Here is a 17,708-nt window from a genome sequence, read left to right on the forward strand (position 1 = left end):
TGTAACGCTTGGGCGATCCAGCCGATCAAAGACACTGCGCCGCCCCGCCTTTGCTATGTTGTTCTGCTCGCCCCAGCGTGGTGAGAGCAGGAGCGGCAACCTGCCCACCCCTCGGATACCCGCGGCCTTACCCGGTTGACCAGCGTCGATGGCGTTTGTCGATGGTGTTTGGCGATGGCGTTTCGGCGTGCACGCGGTGCCGAGCAGTTCGGTTCGGAGAGCCCTGATGGCAAACGGCGACGCGACGCGCGGTCGTTTCTCACCGGTACGGCCGTTATTGGCCGGCGATGTCCTCGACGGCGACCGGGTGGCGGGTTTCGCCTGGCGGCCGGGTGACGGCGGAAAACCGTCGACGCACTTGGACGACAAGTTGCTCCTCGCCGGCGACGAGCACCTCGCCACGCCCCCGGAGCGCGTGGTGCCGCAGACGTCGGAAGGGGCCGTCGAGTGCGCGCCGATGCCGCCCGCCGATCTCGGCGACGGCGCTGTGCGGCCCGGCGCGTCGGTCGACCCGACGGTGCCGCACCGCGTGGACGCGCTGCTGGACCTGCCCGGCGCGCCGTGGCAGCCCGTCGCGCGGCTGCTGTTCGCCTCGGTGCACGCCACGGGCCACCGGGCGTGGTTGTCCGGCGGTGTGGTGCGTGACGTCGTCAGCGGCGTGGGGGAGCGGCGCATCAACGACCTCGACCTGTCCGGCACCGTCCCCGCGGGGCGGTTCACCGACATCCTCTACCAGTCGCTGCGTGCGTCGCGCATGTCGGAGTTCCACACGACCGTGACGCCGGATTCGCTGGTGTGCGCGGTGACGCCTCCCGGCTCGCGCGACCGGCTCATCGAGTACCGGGGCCTGTCGGCGACGGGTTTCCGGTTCCCGGCCGTCGGCAGCAGCCTGACCGAGGACGTGCGGCAGCGCGACTTCACGTTCAACGCCCTCTTCTACGACGTCCTCGACCACGAGCTGTTCGACCCGAGTGGCAGCGGTGTGGCCGACCTGACCGCCGACAAGCGGAAGTTCGTGCCGCTCAAGGAGACCGACGACCCGTACGCGCGGGCCGAGGTCGTGATCCGGGCGTTGAAGTTCGCCCTGCGCTGGGGCGATGCCGCGGAACCCGACCTCACGGGTCTCAACGCGTGGCTCACCCGCCTCGACCCGGACCTGTGCCGGGCGTTCACCGCGGGCCAGTGGCGCAGGCTGACCCGCGCCTACGAGCGCGCCGTGAAAGCCGACAAGGCCGAACAGCGCGCTTTCGCCGCACGCCTCGCGCAACCCGGCCGCGAGCTGCTGGAAACCTTGATCGGGGGCGCGAAGTGACCGCCGCGCACCGACCGCTCAGCGCCTGGGTCTCCCACTTCGACGGCACCACCCTGGACCCCGTCAACGACGGGGACGACCGCTCCGACGCCCGTGCTTTCGCGCACTTCGCGACGGGTTGGGCGCGCACCACCACGCCGTGGGGCGACACCTTCGCACTCGCCCTCACCGACGGCAGCGCGACGGTCGTGGAGCTCGACGACTACGGCCGCCCCATCCCCGTCACCCCCGAGATCGTCCGTGCCGTCGAACGCGTCGAACGCGACTGGCCCGACGCCCTCCCCGACACCGGAGACCTGGCCGACGCGCCGCTGCCGCTGCGCTACTGGCTCCTGCGACGCCTCGCCGCGGAAGGCGACCCGCCGGACGAGGTGTTCGCCCTGCTGCCGTGGGACCTGCTCGACCGCGCCGTGACGTCCCTGCTCACCACGCTCGACGACCCGGCCGCGCCGGGCGAGCTGGTCGAGATGCGGCACTGGCTCACACCCGCCGTGCGCGGTCTGACCGGCCCGCTGGAGCAGCTCGACCACGGTCTGCGCACCGACGACCCGCGCGTCGCCCGCCTCGGCGCGTCCGGCCTGCTGGACAACCTGCGGCACATCCCGTTGTCCCGCGTGCCCGCCACGTCCCTCGCCCGACTCGTGCCGCTGGTGCGGCGCCTGGGCGCGGCCGACCCGCTGTACCGGCACACCGCACGTGTCGTCGAGGCCCGGCTCGTCGGCGAGTCCGCGCCCCGCATGAGCGTGCGGCTGAACTCCGCGCTGGACGCGGCGGCCAACGACGAGGACGTGCGCGAGCACACGGAGGCCGTCGCCGACGAGGCGTTCAGCGTCCGCTTCGACGAGACCCAGGCCGGCTGGGTGCGCGTCCTGGTGCAGGTGCCGAAGCCGACGGGCGGCCTGTTCGGCGACCGCGCGGACGTCTTCGCGCCGATCCGGGTCGCGCCGCGCGACGAGTCGCCCGAGCAGCGCTACTGGGTCGCCCTCTACCCGGAGGGCGACAAGCTGGTCGGCGTCGTCTCGTTCGCCCTGCCGCGGGGCTGGTCGGAGGTCGACTGCGACGCCGTGCCCGCGAGCGCGGACGACCTGGCCGCGGAGCACCCGGACGTGCTGCTGCCGTCGCTGCACGCCAGCATCCCGCCCAGCGCCCGGCAGTGGCTGGAGATCGCCGACGACCTGCCCGCCGGCCACCCGGCGCGCATCGCGGCGCAGCGGTTCGAGGAGTCCCTGTGACCGGATCCGGTGCGACCGAACTGGGCCACGAGGACCTGCTGGCAGACGACGACGTCTCCACGGAGGCCACGACGACGCGTGGCGTGCAGCTGGTCGATGCCCGCCAGAGGTACCTCGCCATCGTCAAGGACCGCGTGGCGGCGGGCGACCGGGAGACGTTGGCGGCGTTCGTCCAGGGCCGGCGCGCGGTGCACAAGGTGCTGGGCGCCAACAGCTCCAACCACCGCGTCCCGGGCCTGACCGGCGAGCCGTTCGTCAAGCGCGACGAACTGCTCGTCCACAGTGGACGCGCGCTCGCCTCGCTCGGGCTGGCCCTGGTCGACGATCCGGGAGCGGCGAGCGGGCACGTCGAGGTCTTCCGCCGCTGGGTGGACCACGCCGGGCTGCGCGTGCCGAGCGGCCTCGTCCGCGAGGTGGACGACGGTATCCGCCCCGTCCACCGCGCGGTGCTCGACCACTTGGCCGCCCGCGACGAACTCGACCCCCTCACGCTGACGTGGCTGCTGGAACTCGACGGCTGGCTGCACCCCGCCCAAGGCAGGCGACGGCTGCGCACCGGCCCCGGCGTCCAAGTGCTGCTCGACCTCGGCACCGCGGGCCGGCGCGCCGAACTCCGCCTGTCCTGGACCCGCGACCTGCCGCACGGCCTCATCCCGGACCCGGCCACCATGACCCTCACCTCGGCCGACGAGGCGTTCCACAACGCGCTCTCCGCGGCCTGGGAACTGGCCGGCGGCCCGCGCTCGCACGCCGTCCTCTGGTCCCTGGCCGACCGGGGCGGTCCGATTCGCCGCGTGGGCGGCCCGTCTCTCGGCGCGGCGTTCACCGTGCTGTTGGACGAGCACAACCGCCTCAGCCGCCGCGTCCGGGGCCCGCTCACCGTCCGCCGCCTGCAGGCCGGCAACGCCATCGTGGGCGCGGTCGACGTGAGCAAGCCGGACGCCATCGTGTCGGTCTCCGGCTACGAGGCGAAACTTCGCGTCGTCACCGACAACATGCGCATCATCCTGCCCAGCGAGGACCGACCGGCCGCGCTGGAAGCCGACCGATCGGGCTTCGCCGACCTCGACCCGGTCGACACGTGGCCCGAGGCCGCCAAATCGGCCCGCCGCATGGCCACCCGACGACTCCTGACCATCGCCGCGTCCGTCCTCGGTGTGCTGGCCCTGGCCGCGGGCATCCTGTACGGCTTCACCGCCGCCGGCCGTGAAGCCGACCAACTCCGCGCCCAATCGGCCACGCTCGCCGCACAGGCCATCGGCCTGCGCAACACCGACCCCGCGTTGGCGGCGAAGGTCGCCTTGGCCGCACACCGCATCGACCCGACCAACGCCCGTGCCGTGGACGCCCTGCGGGACCTGCTGGGCGACCGGCGCAACGTCGCCCACGCCTGGCAGGCCGATCCCTCGCGGCTGGACGCGATCGCCGTCAGCGAGACGCTGTCGAGAGTGGTGACGTCCGGCAGCGACCGGCTCACCAAGGTGTGGGCGCTGGACGGCTCGTTCGTCGGCCAGATCGGGCAGCACAGCCGCGAACTCGTCACCGCCGACACCCAGGCGTTCGCCGCCGCCCTCCTCGACGACGGCATCGGCCTCTACGACATCGGCGGCGACGTCCCGACCGAACTGGCGGTGCTGCCCGAGCCGACATGTGCCGCCGAGTACACCACCGAGGTCGCCGACCTGGCGTTCGTCGGCCACGACTCGGCGCTCGTTGCCGTCTGGGACGACGGCTCGATCAGCACCTACGACGTGGTGACCCGTGAGGAGACGTCGTGCCTGCCGTCCGGCGAGGTGCTCGCCCCGCTCACGTTCCAGCCGGCGCTCCCGGTGCGGAAGGTCCTGGACGCGGACGTGATCGGGCAGTCCGGCGACGAGCTGGTGGTCGTGCTCCTGCTCACCTCCAACGATGTCGTGACCGTCCACAAGCCCGGCGCGAGGGCCGCGATCACCGTGCCGGCCAAGGAGATCTCCGGCGAACCGACGCTCGTCGCCGCGTCGGCGGAGGCCGTCGGCGTGGCCACCGACCGGGGCGTGGCCGTGTGGTCGCGCACCGACCGGGCGCTGCTCGCCAACCCGGCGGGCGGCCTGAGCACCGAGCCGCGCACGATCGAGTTCTCCGAAGGCCACCTGTTGATCGGCGGCGAGGAAGGCACGGCCGTCGTGCGGATCGGCAACCCCGCGTGGCAGATGGCGGACAGCCTGGGCGACCTCAACGGCGGTGACGCCACCGTCGCCGCGATCGACGGGCGCAGCGTGGTGGCCGGTGGACCCGCCGGCCGGGTGTGGGTGATCGCCGACGCCACCAGCGGACTGCTGCTCGACCAGGAGACGTTCGCCACGGACGTGGACTTCCTCCCCGACGGCCGCATGGTCAGCTCGGCCGTGCCCGGCACATCCGGCCTGCGCGGCGAGTCGGACGGCACGGTGAGCGATGCGCTCGTCCTGCTCGACCCCAAGCGGTCGCCGGAGACCGTGGCGGGCAAGAGCAACGTCGACGCCCGCTACACCTACGGCGACGACAACCGCTTCTTCGCCAACGAGATCGCCGCCGTGCCCGGTTTCGCGGCCGCCGCGGGCCAGGTGAACAACACCGGCACCGTCCTGGCGTGGAAGGACGACCGCAAGGACTCCCCGCGCCAACTGACGCTCCCGGAGCCCGACGACGCGAAGGCCGACCGCACGGCGCACATCATCGCGTCGGTCGGCCTCACCCCCGACGGCGCGCTGCTCGTCGCGCGGCACGTCACCGGGAAGCTCGGCATCTGGTCCACCGCGACGTGGGACCGGGTCGCCGAACTCGACTTCGAGCCCGGCAACACCCGGATCGTCGTCCGGCCGGACCGGGTGCTGCTGATCAGCGGTTCGGGCGCGGCCACCGACCTCGTCCGGGTCGACCTGCCGTCCGGCAGCGTCAGCCGCCGCGTGCCCGCACCCAAGGTCGAACACCTCACGGCGAGCGCCGACGGGACCACCGTCGTCACGATGACCGAGGACGGCGTGGTGCAGCGGCGCGACGCCGACCTCCAGGCAGTCGGGGAGCCGTGGCGGCCCTCCACGTCCGGCGAACCGGTCGGCACCGTCGCCGCCGATCCCGCCGGGCAGCGCGTCGCCATCGGTCAGGGCGCCGAGATCCTGGTCTACGACCTCACCACCCACCTGCTCGCACTGCCGGAACTCGCGGCCGACGACAGCACGATCGTCAACGTCACCTGGTCGCCCGACGGGCAGGTCCTCGCCGGTGTGTCCATGCCACCGCAGCGCGGCGGGAAGCAGGTCAACCCGCTGCGGGTGTGGCAGGTGGGCGACCTCGACTGGGGCGACCAGGTCTGCGGTTGGGCGGGCGGTGGCTTCACGCCCGACGAGTGGGCCCGCTACGCGGGCGAGGACTCCACGTACATCGACATTTGCGGAGAGGACCGTTGATGCGCACTTCACGTTCCCTGACGGTCTTCATGGCGGCGGTGGTGCTCACGTCGTGCACCGCAACGGGCGGCGAGCCCGCACCCGCGCCGACCGGGCCGTCGTTCGACTCGACCGAGGCCGTCGTGGCGTTCCGCCAGGCGGACCGGGTGCGGTTCGCCAACGCCGCCGGGCGCGTCTGGGGCGACGTCCCGGTGAAGTCCCCGGACTGGGCGTGGTCGGCCGACGCCGGGCACTTCGCCCTGCTGGACGAGAACCGGCTGCACATCGTGGACTCCGAGACCGGCGAGGACGCGTCGCAACCGTGTCCCTGCCACGGCTTGGGCGTGCTGGGTGACAGGTTCGCCACGATCAGCTCCGACGGCGCCGCCCTGCTGTTGTTCGCACCCGGCGCGGAAGCCGAGCGCGTGCCGCTGCAACGCCCGCTGACCGCAGCCGAACTCGTCGCGGGTGGCCGGGAGCGGGTGGCCGTCGCCGAACCGATCCCCGAGGAGTTGGCCGACTACCGGGGCCAGAGCGCCCTCTTCACCGTGGACGCCACGGGCGCGCTGACGCCGTTGATCGAGGGCAAGTCGGCCGTGTCGATCTGGGACGGCACCACGTCGCCCGACGGGACGAGGCTCGCCACTGTCGAGTCGCCCAGCGGCGGCGCGTGCCACACGCAGCCGGGCGTCTTCTCGTTGCGGTACGACGAGACCAACCCCGTGCAGGAACGCGCCGTGCCCTCCGACCCCGCGTTCACCCGGGCCGTGCTCGGCGAGGTGCGCATGACGACCGGTCTGCGGTGGGCGGGCGACGACCTGGTGGTGACGTTCGGGCCCAACCCCGGCTGCCAGAACCTCCTGGCACCCCGTTACCTCACCTACCGGCTGGACGACGGCAAGTGGGAGCAGCTGGCGGTCGGCGTCCTGGAGCTCGGTTTCGGCGCGGACGGCCGCTCGTACGCCGTCGAACTGCCCGACGTCGTGGAGGCCGGGGAGAGCAGCGTTCTCGGGGCCGGGAAGTTCGTGGTCACCAATGCCGACGGCACCCGGAAGGAAGTCGGCGACAACGTCCAGGGCTTCGCCCTCACCCCGGCCGAGGAAGCCGCCGGCGAGCCGAAAGCCCGCCCACTGCCCGAACCCGAGCCCATCGCGGGCACCACCGACCGGGGCGCACCCCTCGACACCGAGTACCGCGACCTCGCGGAGCGCATCGCCGACGCGGCCGAGTCCGGAGACCTGAAGGCCCTGGAATCGTTGTGCGGCAAGTGCGACGCGCCGACCCGCGAGCTGATCGGCACGCCGGAGGGACGTGAGGCGATCCGCCGCGCTCTGCGCACCCACCCGGCCGTGGACGACCGCTCCGCCACCTACCCGGGTCTGGCCGTCAAGCGGTGCGTGGACGAACCGGTGCACGCGGAGGCGTGCACCGCGCAGCAGATCGGCGACATCGGTCTGCTGGGCCTGGAACCCGACTTCGACATCCGGGACGGACTTGAGGACATCTTCCGGGCACCCGTCACGGGATCGGTCCGCCTGGAGGTGGACGAGCGGGGCGACGCGCACTGGGCGGGCCGTTCGAGCTCCGCCGAGCCGTACAAGGTGAAAACGGCCGTCGAAGGCATGCCCGAGTCGTACTTCTTCATGCCGCCCGAAGGCGACTACTACTGCGGAATTTTCGACGAGATGGCCGGCTGCCAGGGCCGGACCCAGCCGATCCCGCCACGCCCGGAGTCGTGCGGTGAAGGGCCGTCATGGGGCGGCGGGATGTTCGTGGACTCGTCGGGCAAGGTCGACTTCCTGTGCGCCGGTGGCGTGATGTTCTACTGGGGCGACAAGAGCGAACCGGGACCGGAGGACCGGTTGGCCGTCGGGCAGACCGTGTCGGCGCTGGGGTACACGTGCACGGCGGGAGAGCAGGACATGCGGTGCGTCCACGACGCCTCCGGCCACGGGTTCCGGATGGCGCCGGACTCCAACGACCAGTTCTGATCCCGGCCTGACGAGTGGAAGAAGATCTTCGGTGATCGGATGACCAGGCCATGAGCAATCCCGTCGACTCGAACGGCATCCGGGGCGTTCCGCCACGGGCGATCCACGAACGGCAACTCGACCACGACATGCTGCGCCTTCAGCGCGCCGCGTCGGCAAGCCACCAGCGTGGTCAACTCGTCGAGGCGGTCCGGGGCGTCGCAGCGGCTCTGCTCGCGGTCGCCGGCATCCTGGTCACGATCCTCGGCCACGGTCGACCGGCCGTGGCCATCACCGGCTTCTTCTGGTTCCTCGTCTCCGCGTTCCTGCTCAAGCGCCTGGCCGGGACAACGGCCCGACAGGGAGCCCTGCTCCAGGAGATGTTCGACACCGGCCTGTTCCACCTGCCCTGGCGCTCCACGGTCGCGGGCGACCCGATCCCCGAGCCCGACGTCAACCGACTCGCCCGCCAACTCACGCGGGGGAGCGCCAAGGACCAGCGCATCACCGGAGGCTGGTACGACCCCACCTCCGACGTCCACCACCCCTACGACGTGCTCATCGCCCAGGAGCAGAACCTCGCCTGGGACGCCCGCCTCCGCCGCCGCTACAGCTACTTCATCGTCGCCGCCGCCGTCCTCTGGACCGCGATCGGTCTGGCTGTCGGCCTGGCGATCGCCAACGCGACCCTCCCCGACACGCTCCTCAGCTTCTTCGTCCCGTCACTGGCCGCCTACCAGATCGCCATCGAGATCTGGGCGGGCCAGCAGAAGGTCGCCGACGAGCGAGAACGACTCACCAAGATCGTCAACAGTGAGCTGCGCGACGGTCGTCCCGGGCCGGTGCCCGAACGCGAGTGGCACCGGCTCCGTGACGTTGCCCGCGATGTGCAGGACGGCATCCTGCGCACCCGCCTGGACCCCACCCGAGTGCCGGAGTGGTTCTACAAGCGATTCCGCGACGGCGACGAACGCGATTTCGCCGACACCGCCGAGGGCCACCGCCTCCGCCTCGCCGCGCACACGGCGCCGCCCGCATAACACGGCATTCGGGCCTCTGGAGGCGCCCTCGTGCGCGGGCATCCGATGTCGGAGTGCGACCGGTAGGCGCTGCGGTTCCTTGCGGCGTACGATACCTAACAGTACTATGCATCGTACATCTAGGGCTTGGGGTGGGTGGAGGTCTCGTGAAAGTCACCAAGGATCTTGTGGCCGCCTCGGCGACACCGATGGTGTTGGGCATCCTGGCCGAGGCGGACAGCTACGGCTACGCCATCCTCAGGCGGATCAACGAGCTGTCCGGCGGGGAGCTGGACTGGACCGAGGGACTGCTCTACCCGCTGCTGCACCGGCTCGAGCGCCTCGGACACGTGGAGTCCAGCTGGCAGTCGGTCGCCGGTGAACGGCGGCGCAAGTACTACCGCATCACCCCCAGCGGTCTGGCCGAGCTCGCCGAGCAACGCCGCCAGTGGGACACGGTGGTGGGCGCGCTCAAGGAGATCTGGCGCGGCGCCGGCGATTCCAGGCCGTTGATCGCGATCCCGCTGGAGGGTCAGGCATGACGGACCGTCAGGACGACCTGGAAGCCCAGTTCGCTCAGTGGCGTCAGTACGTGCAGCGCCGCCGAGAGATGCGGCAGTCCGACGCCGAAGAACTCGAAGACCACCTCCGGGGTTCCGTCGACGAGCTCGTCGCCGCCGGCCTCCACGCCGACGAGGCGTTCCTGGTCGCGGTCAAGCGCATGGGCAGCTTGGACGAGTTGTCCCGCGAGTTCGCCCGGGAGCATTCGGAACGGCTGTGGAAGCAATTGGTGCTGACCGGCGGGACCGACAGCCCGGCAGCGGACACCCGGTCCCGGCGCGACCTGCTCACGATGGCCCTCTGCGCGGCGGGCGCGGCAGCCTCGATCAAGGTGCCGGAACTGTTCGGCATGAGCCTCGAAGAGGACGGCGCGTTCTACGGGCCCAACGTCGGCCTGTTCGTGCTGCCCTGGCTGGCGGCCTTCCTCGCCTGGCGCCGTCATGCCACGAAAGCGCTGATCGGCGTACTGCTGGCGTTGTTCGCGCTCGGCGCCGTGGCGGCCAACGCCTACCCGCTCGCGGACGACTCCCAATCGGTGGTCCTGACCGGCATCCACCTCCCCATCGCCCTGTGGTTCGTGGTCGGCTTGGCCTACGTGGCCGACGATGTGCGCGCGCCACGCCGACGCATGGACTTCATCCGCTTCACCGGCGAGTGGTTCGTCTACTACGTCCTCATCGCCCTCGGCGGCGGCGTGCTGATCGCCTTCGTGTTCGGGACCTTCGAGGCCATCGGGATCTCCCCGGAAGGCTTCATAGCGCAGTGGGTGCTTCCCTGCGGCGCCGCGGCCGCGGTCGTGGTGGCAGGGTGGCTCGTCGAGGCCAAGCAGAGCGTCGTGGAGAACATCGCCCCGGTGCTCACGCGACTGTTCACGCCGCTGTTCACCGCGGCACTGCTGGCCTTCCTCGTCACCCTCGGCGTGACCAGCGGCGGCATCGACGTCGAGCGGGAAGCGCTGATCCTGTTCGACCTCCTGCTGGTCGTGGTGCTGGCGTTGCTGCTCTACTCGATCTCGGCCCGCGATCCGCTGGCCCCGCCCGGCTTGTTCGACAAGCTCCAGCTCGCTCTGGTGGTCAGCGCACTGGTCATCGATGTGTTGGTGCTGCTGGAGATCACCGGGCGCATCACCGAGTACGGCACCACGCCCAACAAGGCGGCGGCACTCGGGGAGAACGTCATCCTGCTGGCCAATCTCGCCTGGTCGGCCTGGCTGCTGCTGGGGCTTGTCCGCCGACGCACGCCGTTCGCGGTGCTCGAGCGCTGGCAGACCGCCTACCTCCCGGTGTACGCCACGTGGGCCTGGATCGTGGTCCTGGTCTTCCCCCCGTTGTTCAACTACCTCTGACCGTTCAGGGCGGCGGCGGTCACCGTTCGACGGGCGCGCCGGCCCGGCGCCAGGCGGTGTCGCGCAGCAGGCGGAGCCCGTTGAGCCCGACGATGACCGTCGAGCCTTCGTGCCCGAGGACGCCCAGGGGCAGCGGCAGGGTGCCGATCAGGTCCCACAGGACCAGTCCGGAGATGAACACCCCGGCGATGACGAGGTTCTGCACCACCAGGCGGCGGGCCGTTCGCGAGAGCGCGATGACGGTGGGGACGGTGGCGAGTTCGTCGCGGACGATGACCGCGTCGGCGGTCTCCAACGCGAGGTCGGACCCGGCGCGGCCCATGGCGATGCCGGTGTGGGCGGCGGCCAGGGCGGGGGCGTCGTTGACGCCGTCGCCGATCACGAGCACCTTGCGCCCGTCCTTCTCCTGTTCCCGCACCGCGGCGACCTTGTCCTGCGGCAGCAGTCCGGCGCGGACGTCGGTGATGCCGACCTCGGTGGCGAGGCGGGCGGCGGCACGCGGGTTGTCGCCGGTCAGCAGCATCGGGGGACGGCCGGTCAACGCCGTGAGGGCGGCGACGGTGGCTGCCGCGTCGGGGCGCAGCCGGTCGGCGATGCCGAGCACGCCGACCGGACTCCCGTCGCGCCGGACGAGGACCGCGGTGCGGCCACCGGTCTCCAGCTCCTCGGCCACCGCCGCGACCCTGGTCGACGCCGCGTCACCGAGACCGTCGAGCAGGCGGGCGGGTGCGCCGACGGCGATCGCGTGGCCGTCGACGGTGGCGGTCACCCCGATGCCGGGGGTGGAGGTGAAGTCCCGCACGTCGGGTACGGCGAGGCCGCGGTTGCGGGCGGCGTCGACGATGGCGCGGGCCAGGGGGTGTTCGCTGGGGCGCTCGGCCCCGGCGGCCAAGGCCAGCAGGGCGTTCTCGTCCAGGCCGCTGCCGGCGAAGGTGCGGATGTCGGTGACGCGGGGAGTGCCCTCGGTGAGGGTGCCGGTCTTGTCCAGCGCGACCGCGTCGACCTGCCCGAGGCGCTCCATGACCACGGCGGACTTCACCAGCACACCGTGACGTCCGGCGTTCGCGATGGCCGAGAGCAGCGGTGGCATCGTGGCCAGCACCACCGCGCACGGCGAGGCGACGATCATGAACGTCATCGCGCGCAGCAGCGCACCGGTCAGATCGTCGCCGAAGCCCAGCGGGATGAGGAACACGGCCAGGGTGGCGAAGACCATGCCCAGGGAGTACCGCTGCTCGACCTTCTCGATGAACAACTGGGTCGGGGCCTTGGTCTCGGAGGCTTCCTCGACCATGGCCACGATCCGGGCGATCACGGAGTCCGAAGCGTCGCGCTCGACCCGCACGCGCAGGGCGCCGGTGCCGTTGAGGGTGCCGGCGAACACCTCGTCGCCCGGCTCTTTGGCCACGGGCAGCGGTTCGCCGGTGATGGTGGCCTGGTCGACCTCGCTGGCCCCGTCCAGCACGCGCCCGTCGGCGCCGACGCGCTCGCCGGGCCGGACCAGGATCGTGTCCCCGACGGCGAGTTCGGCGGTGGCGACGGTCTCCTCGTCCCCGTCGTCGGTCAGCCTGGTGGCGGTGGTGGGAGCGAGATCGAGCAGCCCGCGGACCGCGTCCTGGGTCCGCGCGGTGGCCAACGCCTCCAGGGCGCCGGAGGTGGCGAAGATGACGATCAGCAGCGCGCCGTCCATCACCTGCCCGATCGCCGCCGCACCGAGCGCGGCGACGATCATCAGCAGGTCCACGTCCAGGGTCTTCTCCCGCAGCGCCTGCAAGCCCGCCCAGCCGGGTTCCCAGCCGCCGGTGACGTAGGCGATCGCGTACAGCGGACCCCACGCCCAGGCCGAGAGGCCGGTGAGTTGCAACGGCAGCGCGATCAGGAACGCGATCGTGGCCGCGCCGGCCCAGCGTGCCTCGGCGAGCGCGAACACGCGGGTCCGCCGCTTCGGGGCGACGGGCTCACGTGTGGCGCGGGCCGGGCGCTCGGTGAGGGTCGAAGACATGGCGACGGTGATCCTTCGCGTAGGCGGCCGGGCGACTCACGACAGTACAGGAACACATGAAGAGGTATTCATTCGTTCCTGCGCATAGGATGGTCGCATGGGCCATGGAGTCGTCCGGACCACCGACAACGCCGTACCGCGCACCCGCCTGGACGCGGCCGGTGCGGCGAAGGTGGCCACCACCCTCCAGGCCCTCGCCACGCCGTCGCGGTTGCTGATCCTCGCCCGGCTGCGGGAAGGGCCGCTGCCGGCGACCGAGCTGGCCGCCGAGGTCGGCATGGAGCAGTCCGCCTGCTCCCACCAACTGCGCCTGCTGCGCAACCTCGGCCTGGTCGTGGGCGAACGCCGCGGGCGTTCGGTGGTCTACGCCCTCTACGACCACCACGTCGCCGAACTGCTCGACCAGGCCGTCTACCACGTCGAACACCTCCGCCTCGGCCTCAGCGACGCCCCACAAGACCTCGCCGACAGCGACTGAGCGGCGGCAACTCCTCTGACGATGAGGAATAGCGGAAGATCACGCGCGGGATGAACTGCCGCGCTACCGCGAACGGGGTTCGGGGGTGGACGGCTGAGCGTCCACCCCCTTCCGCCGTGAAGGGTGGTCAGGTCGTAACGCGGAACGTGGCGTCGTTGCGGCCTACCGCGGTGGTGATCGGTTCGAGCTTGAGCTGATAGGCGTAGTGGCGGATGTAGCGGTCGGGGACGTTGTAGGACTGGAAGGAACTCCACGACGACGACGCCAAGCCCGTGACCTGCCGGAACGTCGCGTCACCCTGGAACGTCGTGCTGCCGTCGTAGGGCGCGAGCACGAAGTCGTAGTTCACGTGCCGCAGGTAGTAGCCGGGGAAGTTGACCGACTGGAACGACACGGCCGACGGGTCGGCGAGGCCGGGCATGATCCGGAACTGGGAGTCCTGGACGGGGCTGACGTTCGGGTCGATGCGCACGTCGAAGTCGGCGTGGCGCACGAACCGGTCCTGGAAGTTGAAGGACTGGACCCGGTTGACCGGCCTGCTGACGCCGTACTTGCCCAGCACGCGGCTCTCCTCGGCGGCGGTCAGGCTCATGATGCCGCCGTGGCGCTTGCGGTTGGCGCCGAGCGCGTAGTCCGACACCGTGCGGAAGTTGTTCGTGCTGCCGAGGTTGGTCGACGTGATCGGCATGTACCCGCGGCCGGTGGCGTACTGGTCCAGCCACAGGCCCCACTCGTTGCGGTCGTTGAACGGCATCCACATCGGGCCTTCGACCACGTTGCCGCCGGTCGCGCCGTTGGAGATGCCCATGTGGGACAGGTCGCCGATCCGCGTCCACGAGCCGAGGATCGAGTTGCTGCCCTCGATGGTGATCTGCCCGTCGGCGGACGCGCGGTAGTAGCGGAAGCCGCCGACGCTGGTGGGCGACTCCACGATCTGGGTGTCGATGATGCCCTGGCCCGCGCCCCGGTCGATGTAGAGGGTCGGCGCGCTGACCGTGCGGAAGTCACGGGTCCGCGTGTAGTAGATGCGGTGCTTCTTGACGCCGTTGAGGGTCGCGTTCGTCGCCCAGTAGATGACGTAGTCACCGGTCGCCGGGTCGAAGATCGCCTCGGGCGCCCACGCGTCACCCGCGCCGGAGATCGCGCCGGCGACGTTCAGCAGGCGCGGCGCGGACCAGTTCACCAGGTCCGTGGACTCCCACACGACGAGCTGGGTGCTGCCGCGGTTGGCCGCGTCGCTCCACGACGTGCCGCTCGCGATGCGCAGGTCGGTCGCGATGATCCAGTACCGGTCGCCCGCGGGGGAGCGGACGAGTGCGGGGTCGCGCACACCGCGGGTGCCCACGGTGGACAGCAGGACGGGAGCGCGGTCGTTCAGGTCGGTCCAGTGCAGGCCGTCCTTGCTGTGGGCGAAGTAGATCTGCTCGCCGATCGCGCTCTCCCCGGTGAAGTGCGCCATCAGGTAGCCGGTGAACGGGTCCGCGGCGGACGCGCGGTCCACGGCGAACAGGACCTGGGCGCTGATCAGCATGACCATCGCACCCAGCATCGCGCCGATCCGCGACAGTGTTCGTTGCACGGGTTCTTCTCCTCGGATCAGAGGGTGGGGACGATCGGGGCGATGGTGCCGTCGGCGTTGAACGTCATGCGGTCGACGGTGACCTCGCGGTTGGTGCCGTTGCCCCCGGGCACGGCGAACCGGTGGTAGGCGATGTACCAGGTGTCGGTGCCGGGCGCCTGCACCACCGAGTGGTGGCCGGGCCCCTTGATGCCCAGCTCCAGCCGCTTCTGCAGTACGACACCGCGTTTGGTCCACGGTCCGAGCGGCGACGGGCCGGTCGCGTAGGCGACCTGGTAGTTCTCGTCACGGGTGTCGTTCTCGGACCACATGAAGTAGTAGGTGCCGTTGCGCTTGAGCACGAACGACGCCTCGCGGTACCCCGTCGTGGTGATCGTGCGCACCGCCGCGGGGTCGAACGAGACCATGTCGGCGTTCAGCGGCACGACGTGCGCCGACCCGTTGCCCCAGTACAGGTAGGACTGCCCGTTGTCGTCGGTGAACACCATCGGGTCGATGGCCTGCCCCGGGTACGCGCCCGCCCGGATCAGCGGCTTGCCGAGCGCGTCGCGGAACGGCCCGGTGGGGGAGTCGGACACGGCGACGCCGAGGTGCTTGGCCGTGTCGCCGGACGCCGCCCCGCCGCTGAAGTACAGGTAGTAGCGCCCGTTCTTGGCGACCACCGCCGGCGCCCACGCCGAGTTGTCCGCCCAGGACACGTCCGGCCCGTGGTCCAGGATCACGCCGTGGTCGGTCCAGTTGACCAGATCGGTCGAGGAGAACGCCTTGTAGTAGGGCGCGGACCAGCTCGCGTAACCGTCGGTCGTCGGGTACAGGTAGTACCGGCCGTTGAAGTTGGTGATGTGCGGGTCGGCGAACAGGCCGGGGATGACCGGTCCCTTGTTGGTCTTCGGGGTCCACGGGGCGGTCAGCCGGAACGAGCTGTCGGCGCGGAACTGCGCGGTGTCCTGGTTCGCGTCCACCCACAGCTCGAAGTTGCGGTGCCGCAGCCGCCGGTCCGGGAAGTTGAACGACACCAGCGACACCGAGCCGGTCACCGAACCGGTGACCGCGCAGAACGTCGCGTCCCCGCGGAACGTCGGTGTGCCCGTGTTGGCTTCCAGGAGCACGCGGTAGTCCCGGTGCCGCAGGAACATCCCGTTGGCCGCTTGGAACGAGTAGCACGACGGCGACGCCAGGCCGGAGACGACGGTGAACGTGGCGTCCGACTTGGTCTGCGCCGAACTGCCGGAGGTCACGGCGGCGAGCCCGCCCAGGTAGTCGGCGTGCCGGACGAACCGACCCGGGTAGTTCACGGATTCCAGCGACCGCGCTCCGGTGGGCAGCGTGTCCGCGGACGCCGGGGTGACGGGCAGGGTGAGTGTCGAGGCGATGACGAGGGACGACACCACAAGAGCGCGTGCTCGTCGGTTCATGGTCTGCTCCGATCTGCGTTGGTCGGGGCGAGGCAGGGGATGCGCGCAGGGACGTCAGCAACCGATCACAATTGTTGGAAGGTGAGCGCTAACATCATTTAACAAACGGGCTTCACCGTGGCGGCAGGAAGACTGCTGTGCCATGTAACGGACTCCTCGCGTCGCTGCGGGCAGCAAGGAGTATGTGTGTTGTCGGGCGTTGGCAGCAAGGGTCTACCGATGATGATCAGCGGATGTTGACGCCTCGCCTGGCCGGTCCTATGTTATCGCTAACTTCGAGCAGTGACGCTGACGTCAGGGAGCCTGGAATGCCCCAGGTCCCCGGCGACGTCGGTTCCTCACCGCGATCCTCGTGGTCGTCTCCCTCACGGCGACGTCCCTGCTCGCGTCGGCGGCACGTGGTGAGGCGGCGATCGACCAGGGGCCGGCCGACGCCGTACTTCCTGTGGAACCTGGGCAACAGCACGAACAACGTCGGCGACGGCTACCTGTTCGCGACCGGCGACACCTACCGGGCCGCCATCGCGTCGGGCAACTGGTCGACCGAGCAGACCGCCGACAGCAAGCGTGCGCTGACCCGCGGCGCGTGGGGCGGGTCGTGGTCATCGAATCTCCTGTCGCGGGACAAGGCCGCGCCGGAATTCGAGCAGGCCCTAGTCCCTGGTCGGGGTGATCAACGCGAGGGTCGCCTGTCGCTTCTCGGCGAGCAGTCGCAGGCCCTCGCGGGCGGTGGCGCCGACGTCCTCGGGGCTCGCCGTTTCCGGTCCGAGCAGGGCGGTCACCGCCGCGCCCATGACCTTGTCCGGGGAGTCGACCTCGATGTTCGGCAGGATGTCCGCGTTGGCGCTCGCCCGGACGAACCCGTGGATGAACCCGTCGATGAGCGCGCACAACGCGTAGGCCTGTTCCTCCAGCGGCCAGTCGGTGCGGGCCAGCCCGTGCCGGCGCAACACCGGCAGCACCTCGTACGCCAGGGCGGCCGGGCCCAACGTGTTGAGCAGTTCCTTGCTGCGCGGGTCGTTGGCGAGCACGCCGAGCAGGTCGACGTCGGCGGTCAGCACCGCGCGGACGAACGGGTGGTCGAGCGTGGTGCGGACCGCCTTCGGGAACAGCCGGTGGGGGCGGGCCAGGTCCGAGTCGGCGGTCAGGGCCGCTTCGTATTCGTCCACAGTGGCCAGGAAGTCCCGGGCGAACAGCCCGACGAACAGGTCTTCCTTGGTCTCCCAGTACTGGTAGGCGGTGCCCTTGCCGACGTGTGCCTTCTCGGCGATCTCGGCCACCGTGACGCCCTTGACGCCGCGCCGCAGCACGAGTTCGCCCGCGACGGCGAGGATCCGGGCCGCCTTCTCGGACTCGTGTTCGGGCAGCAGCGTCATCGTCGTTCTCCAGTC

General features: G+C 70.9%; 12 protein-coding genes. 8 read left to right on the forward strand and 4 right to left on the reverse strand.

The window, feature by feature from the left end; all coding sequences use genetic code 11:
* Positions 1 to 226 precede the first annotated feature (226 nt).
* The 7 genes from FM051_RS08505 to FM051_RS08535 all read left to right on the forward strand — a co-directional run bounded on the left by FM051_RS08505 (position 227) and on the right by FM051_RS08535 (position 10,843).
* On the forward strand, positions 227 to 1,312 hold the full coding sequence (locus FM051_RS08505) for a nucleotidyltransferase family protein (RefSeq protein WP_158842343.1): 1,086 nt from the start codon (positions 227 to 229) through the stop codon (positions 1,310 to 1,312).
* Positions 1,309 to 2,544 carry a hypothetical protein gene (locus FM051_RS08510; protein ID WP_158842344.1) on the forward strand — a complete coding sequence of 412 codons (1,236 nt, stop codon included), beginning with the start codon at positions 1,309 to 1,311 and terminating at the stop codon, positions 2,542 to 2,544. The genes FM051_RS08505 and FM051_RS08510 overlap by 4 nt, the downstream gene beginning before the upstream one ends.
* Positions 2,541 to 5,969, forward strand: coding sequence for a WD40 repeat domain-containing protein (locus tag FM051_RS08515; protein ID WP_158842345.1), 3,429 nt, complete (start codon positions 2,541 to 2,543; stop codon positions 5,967 to 5,969). Before FM051_RS08510 ends, FM051_RS08515 begins: the two co-directional genes overlap by 4 nt.
* Complete coding sequence (locus FM051_RS08520) at positions 5,969 to 7,939, forward strand: hypothetical protein (protein WP_158842346.1); 1,971 nt, start codon at positions 5,969 to 5,971, stop codon at positions 7,937 to 7,939. Before FM051_RS08515 ends, FM051_RS08520 begins: the two co-directional genes overlap by 1 nt.
* Before the next feature lie 50 nt (positions 7,940 to 7,989).
* Positions 7,990 to 8,958 (forward strand): S-4TM family putative pore-forming effector, encoded by a 969-nt coding sequence (locus tag FM051_RS08525; RefSeq protein WP_158842347.1) that lies wholly within the window; start codon positions 7,990 to 7,992, stop codon positions 8,956 to 8,958.
* 146 nt (positions 8,959 to 9,104) lie between these two features.
* A complete protein-coding gene (locus tag FM051_RS08530) occupies positions 9,105 to 9,479 on the forward strand; it encodes a PadR family transcriptional regulator (protein WP_158842348.1) in 375 nt (124 codons plus the stop codon).
* Complete coding sequence (locus FM051_RS08535) at positions 9,476 to 10,843, forward strand: permease prefix domain 1-containing protein (RefSeq protein ID WP_158842349.1); 1,368 nt, start codon at positions 9,476 to 9,478, stop codon at positions 10,841 to 10,843. Before FM051_RS08530 ends, FM051_RS08535 begins: the two co-directional genes overlap by 4 nt.
* Before the next feature lie 19 nt (positions 10,844 to 10,862).
* Here the strand turns inward: FM051_RS08535 and FM051_RS08540 are convergent, their stop codons facing one another.
* On the reverse strand, positions 10,863 to 12,845 hold the full coding sequence (locus tag FM051_RS08540) for a heavy metal translocating P-type ATPase (RefSeq protein WP_158842350.1): 1,983 nt from the start codon (positions 12,843 to 12,845) through the stop codon (positions 10,863 to 10,865).
* Positions 12,846 to 12,942: 97 nt separating this feature from the next.
* On the opposite strand from FM051_RS08540, the gene FM051_RS08545 reads away from it, so the two are divergent.
* Positions 12,943 to 13,323 (forward strand): ArsR/SmtB family transcription factor, encoded by a 381-nt coding sequence (locus FM051_RS08545; RefSeq protein ID WP_158842351.1) that lies wholly within the window; start codon positions 12,943 to 12,945, stop codon positions 13,321 to 13,323.
* Between the two features lie 127 nt (positions 13,324 to 13,450).
* Here FM051_RS08545 and FM051_RS08550 read toward each other — a convergent pair whose 3' ends face one another.
* From FM051_RS08550 to FM051_RS08560, 3 genes are all read right to left on the reverse strand, one after another.
* Positions 13,451 to 14,902 (reverse strand): glycoside hydrolase family 43 protein, encoded by a 1,452-nt coding sequence (locus FM051_RS08550; RefSeq protein WP_202918740.1) that lies wholly within the window; start codon positions 14,900 to 14,902, stop codon positions 13,451 to 13,453.
* A 17-nt stretch (positions 14,903 to 14,919) separates the two neighbouring features.
* Positions 14,920 to 16,317, reverse strand: a complete 1,398-nt coding sequence (locus FM051_RS08555; protein WP_158842352.1) for a family 43 glycosylhydrolase — start codon at positions 16,315 to 16,317, stop codon at positions 14,920 to 14,922.
* A gap of 653 nt (positions 16,318 to 16,970) precedes the next feature.
* Positions 16,971 to 17,693 carry a TetR/AcrR family transcriptional regulator gene (locus tag FM051_RS08560; RefSeq protein WP_158842353.1) on the reverse strand — a complete coding sequence of 241 codons (723 nt, stop codon included), beginning with the start codon at positions 17,691 to 17,693 and terminating at the stop codon, positions 16,971 to 16,973.
* Positions 17,694 to 17,708 lie beyond the last annotated feature (15 nt).

This window comes from Saccharothrix deserti (assembly GCF_009769385.1).
GTDB classification, from domain to species: domain Bacteria; phylum Actinomycetota; class Actinomycetes; order Mycobacteriales; family Pseudonocardiaceae; genus Actinosynnema; species Actinosynnema deserti.

What these genes read in the sequence shown, in the direction of transcription:
- FM051_RS08540 (WP_158842350.1), bottom strand. Translation starts at nt 12,845, where the DNA reads ATGTCTTCGACCCTCACCGAGCGCCCGGCCCGCGCCACACGTGAGCCC.
- FM051_RS08545 (WP_158842351.1), top strand. Translation starts at nt 12,943, where the DNA reads ATGGGCCATGGAGTCGTCCGGACCACCGACAACGCCGTACCGCGCACC.
- FM051_RS08560 (WP_158842353.1), bottom strand. Translation starts at nt 17,693, where the DNA reads ATGACGCTGCTGCCCGAACACGAGTCCGAGAAGGCGGCCCGGATCCTC.
- FM051_RS08555 (WP_158842352.1), bottom strand. Translation starts at nt 16,317, where the DNA reads ATGAACCGACGAGCACGCGCTCTTGTGGTGTCGTCCCTCGTCATCGCC.
- FM051_RS08535 (WP_158842349.1), top strand. Translation starts at nt 9,476, where the DNA reads ATGACGGACCGTCAGGACGACCTGGAAGCCCAGTTCGCTCAGTGGCGT.
- FM051_RS08505 (WP_158842343.1), top strand. Translation starts at nt 227, where the DNA reads ATGGCAAACGGCGACGCGACGCGCGGTCGTTTCTCACCGGTACGGCCG.
- FM051_RS08520 (WP_158842346.1), top strand. Translation starts at nt 5,969, where the DNA reads ATGCGCACTTCACGTTCCCTGACGGTCTTCATGGCGGCGGTGGTGCTC.
- FM051_RS08525 (WP_158842347.1), top strand. Translation starts at nt 7,990, where the DNA reads ATGAGCAATCCCGTCGACTCGAACGGCATCCGGGGCGTTCCGCCACGG.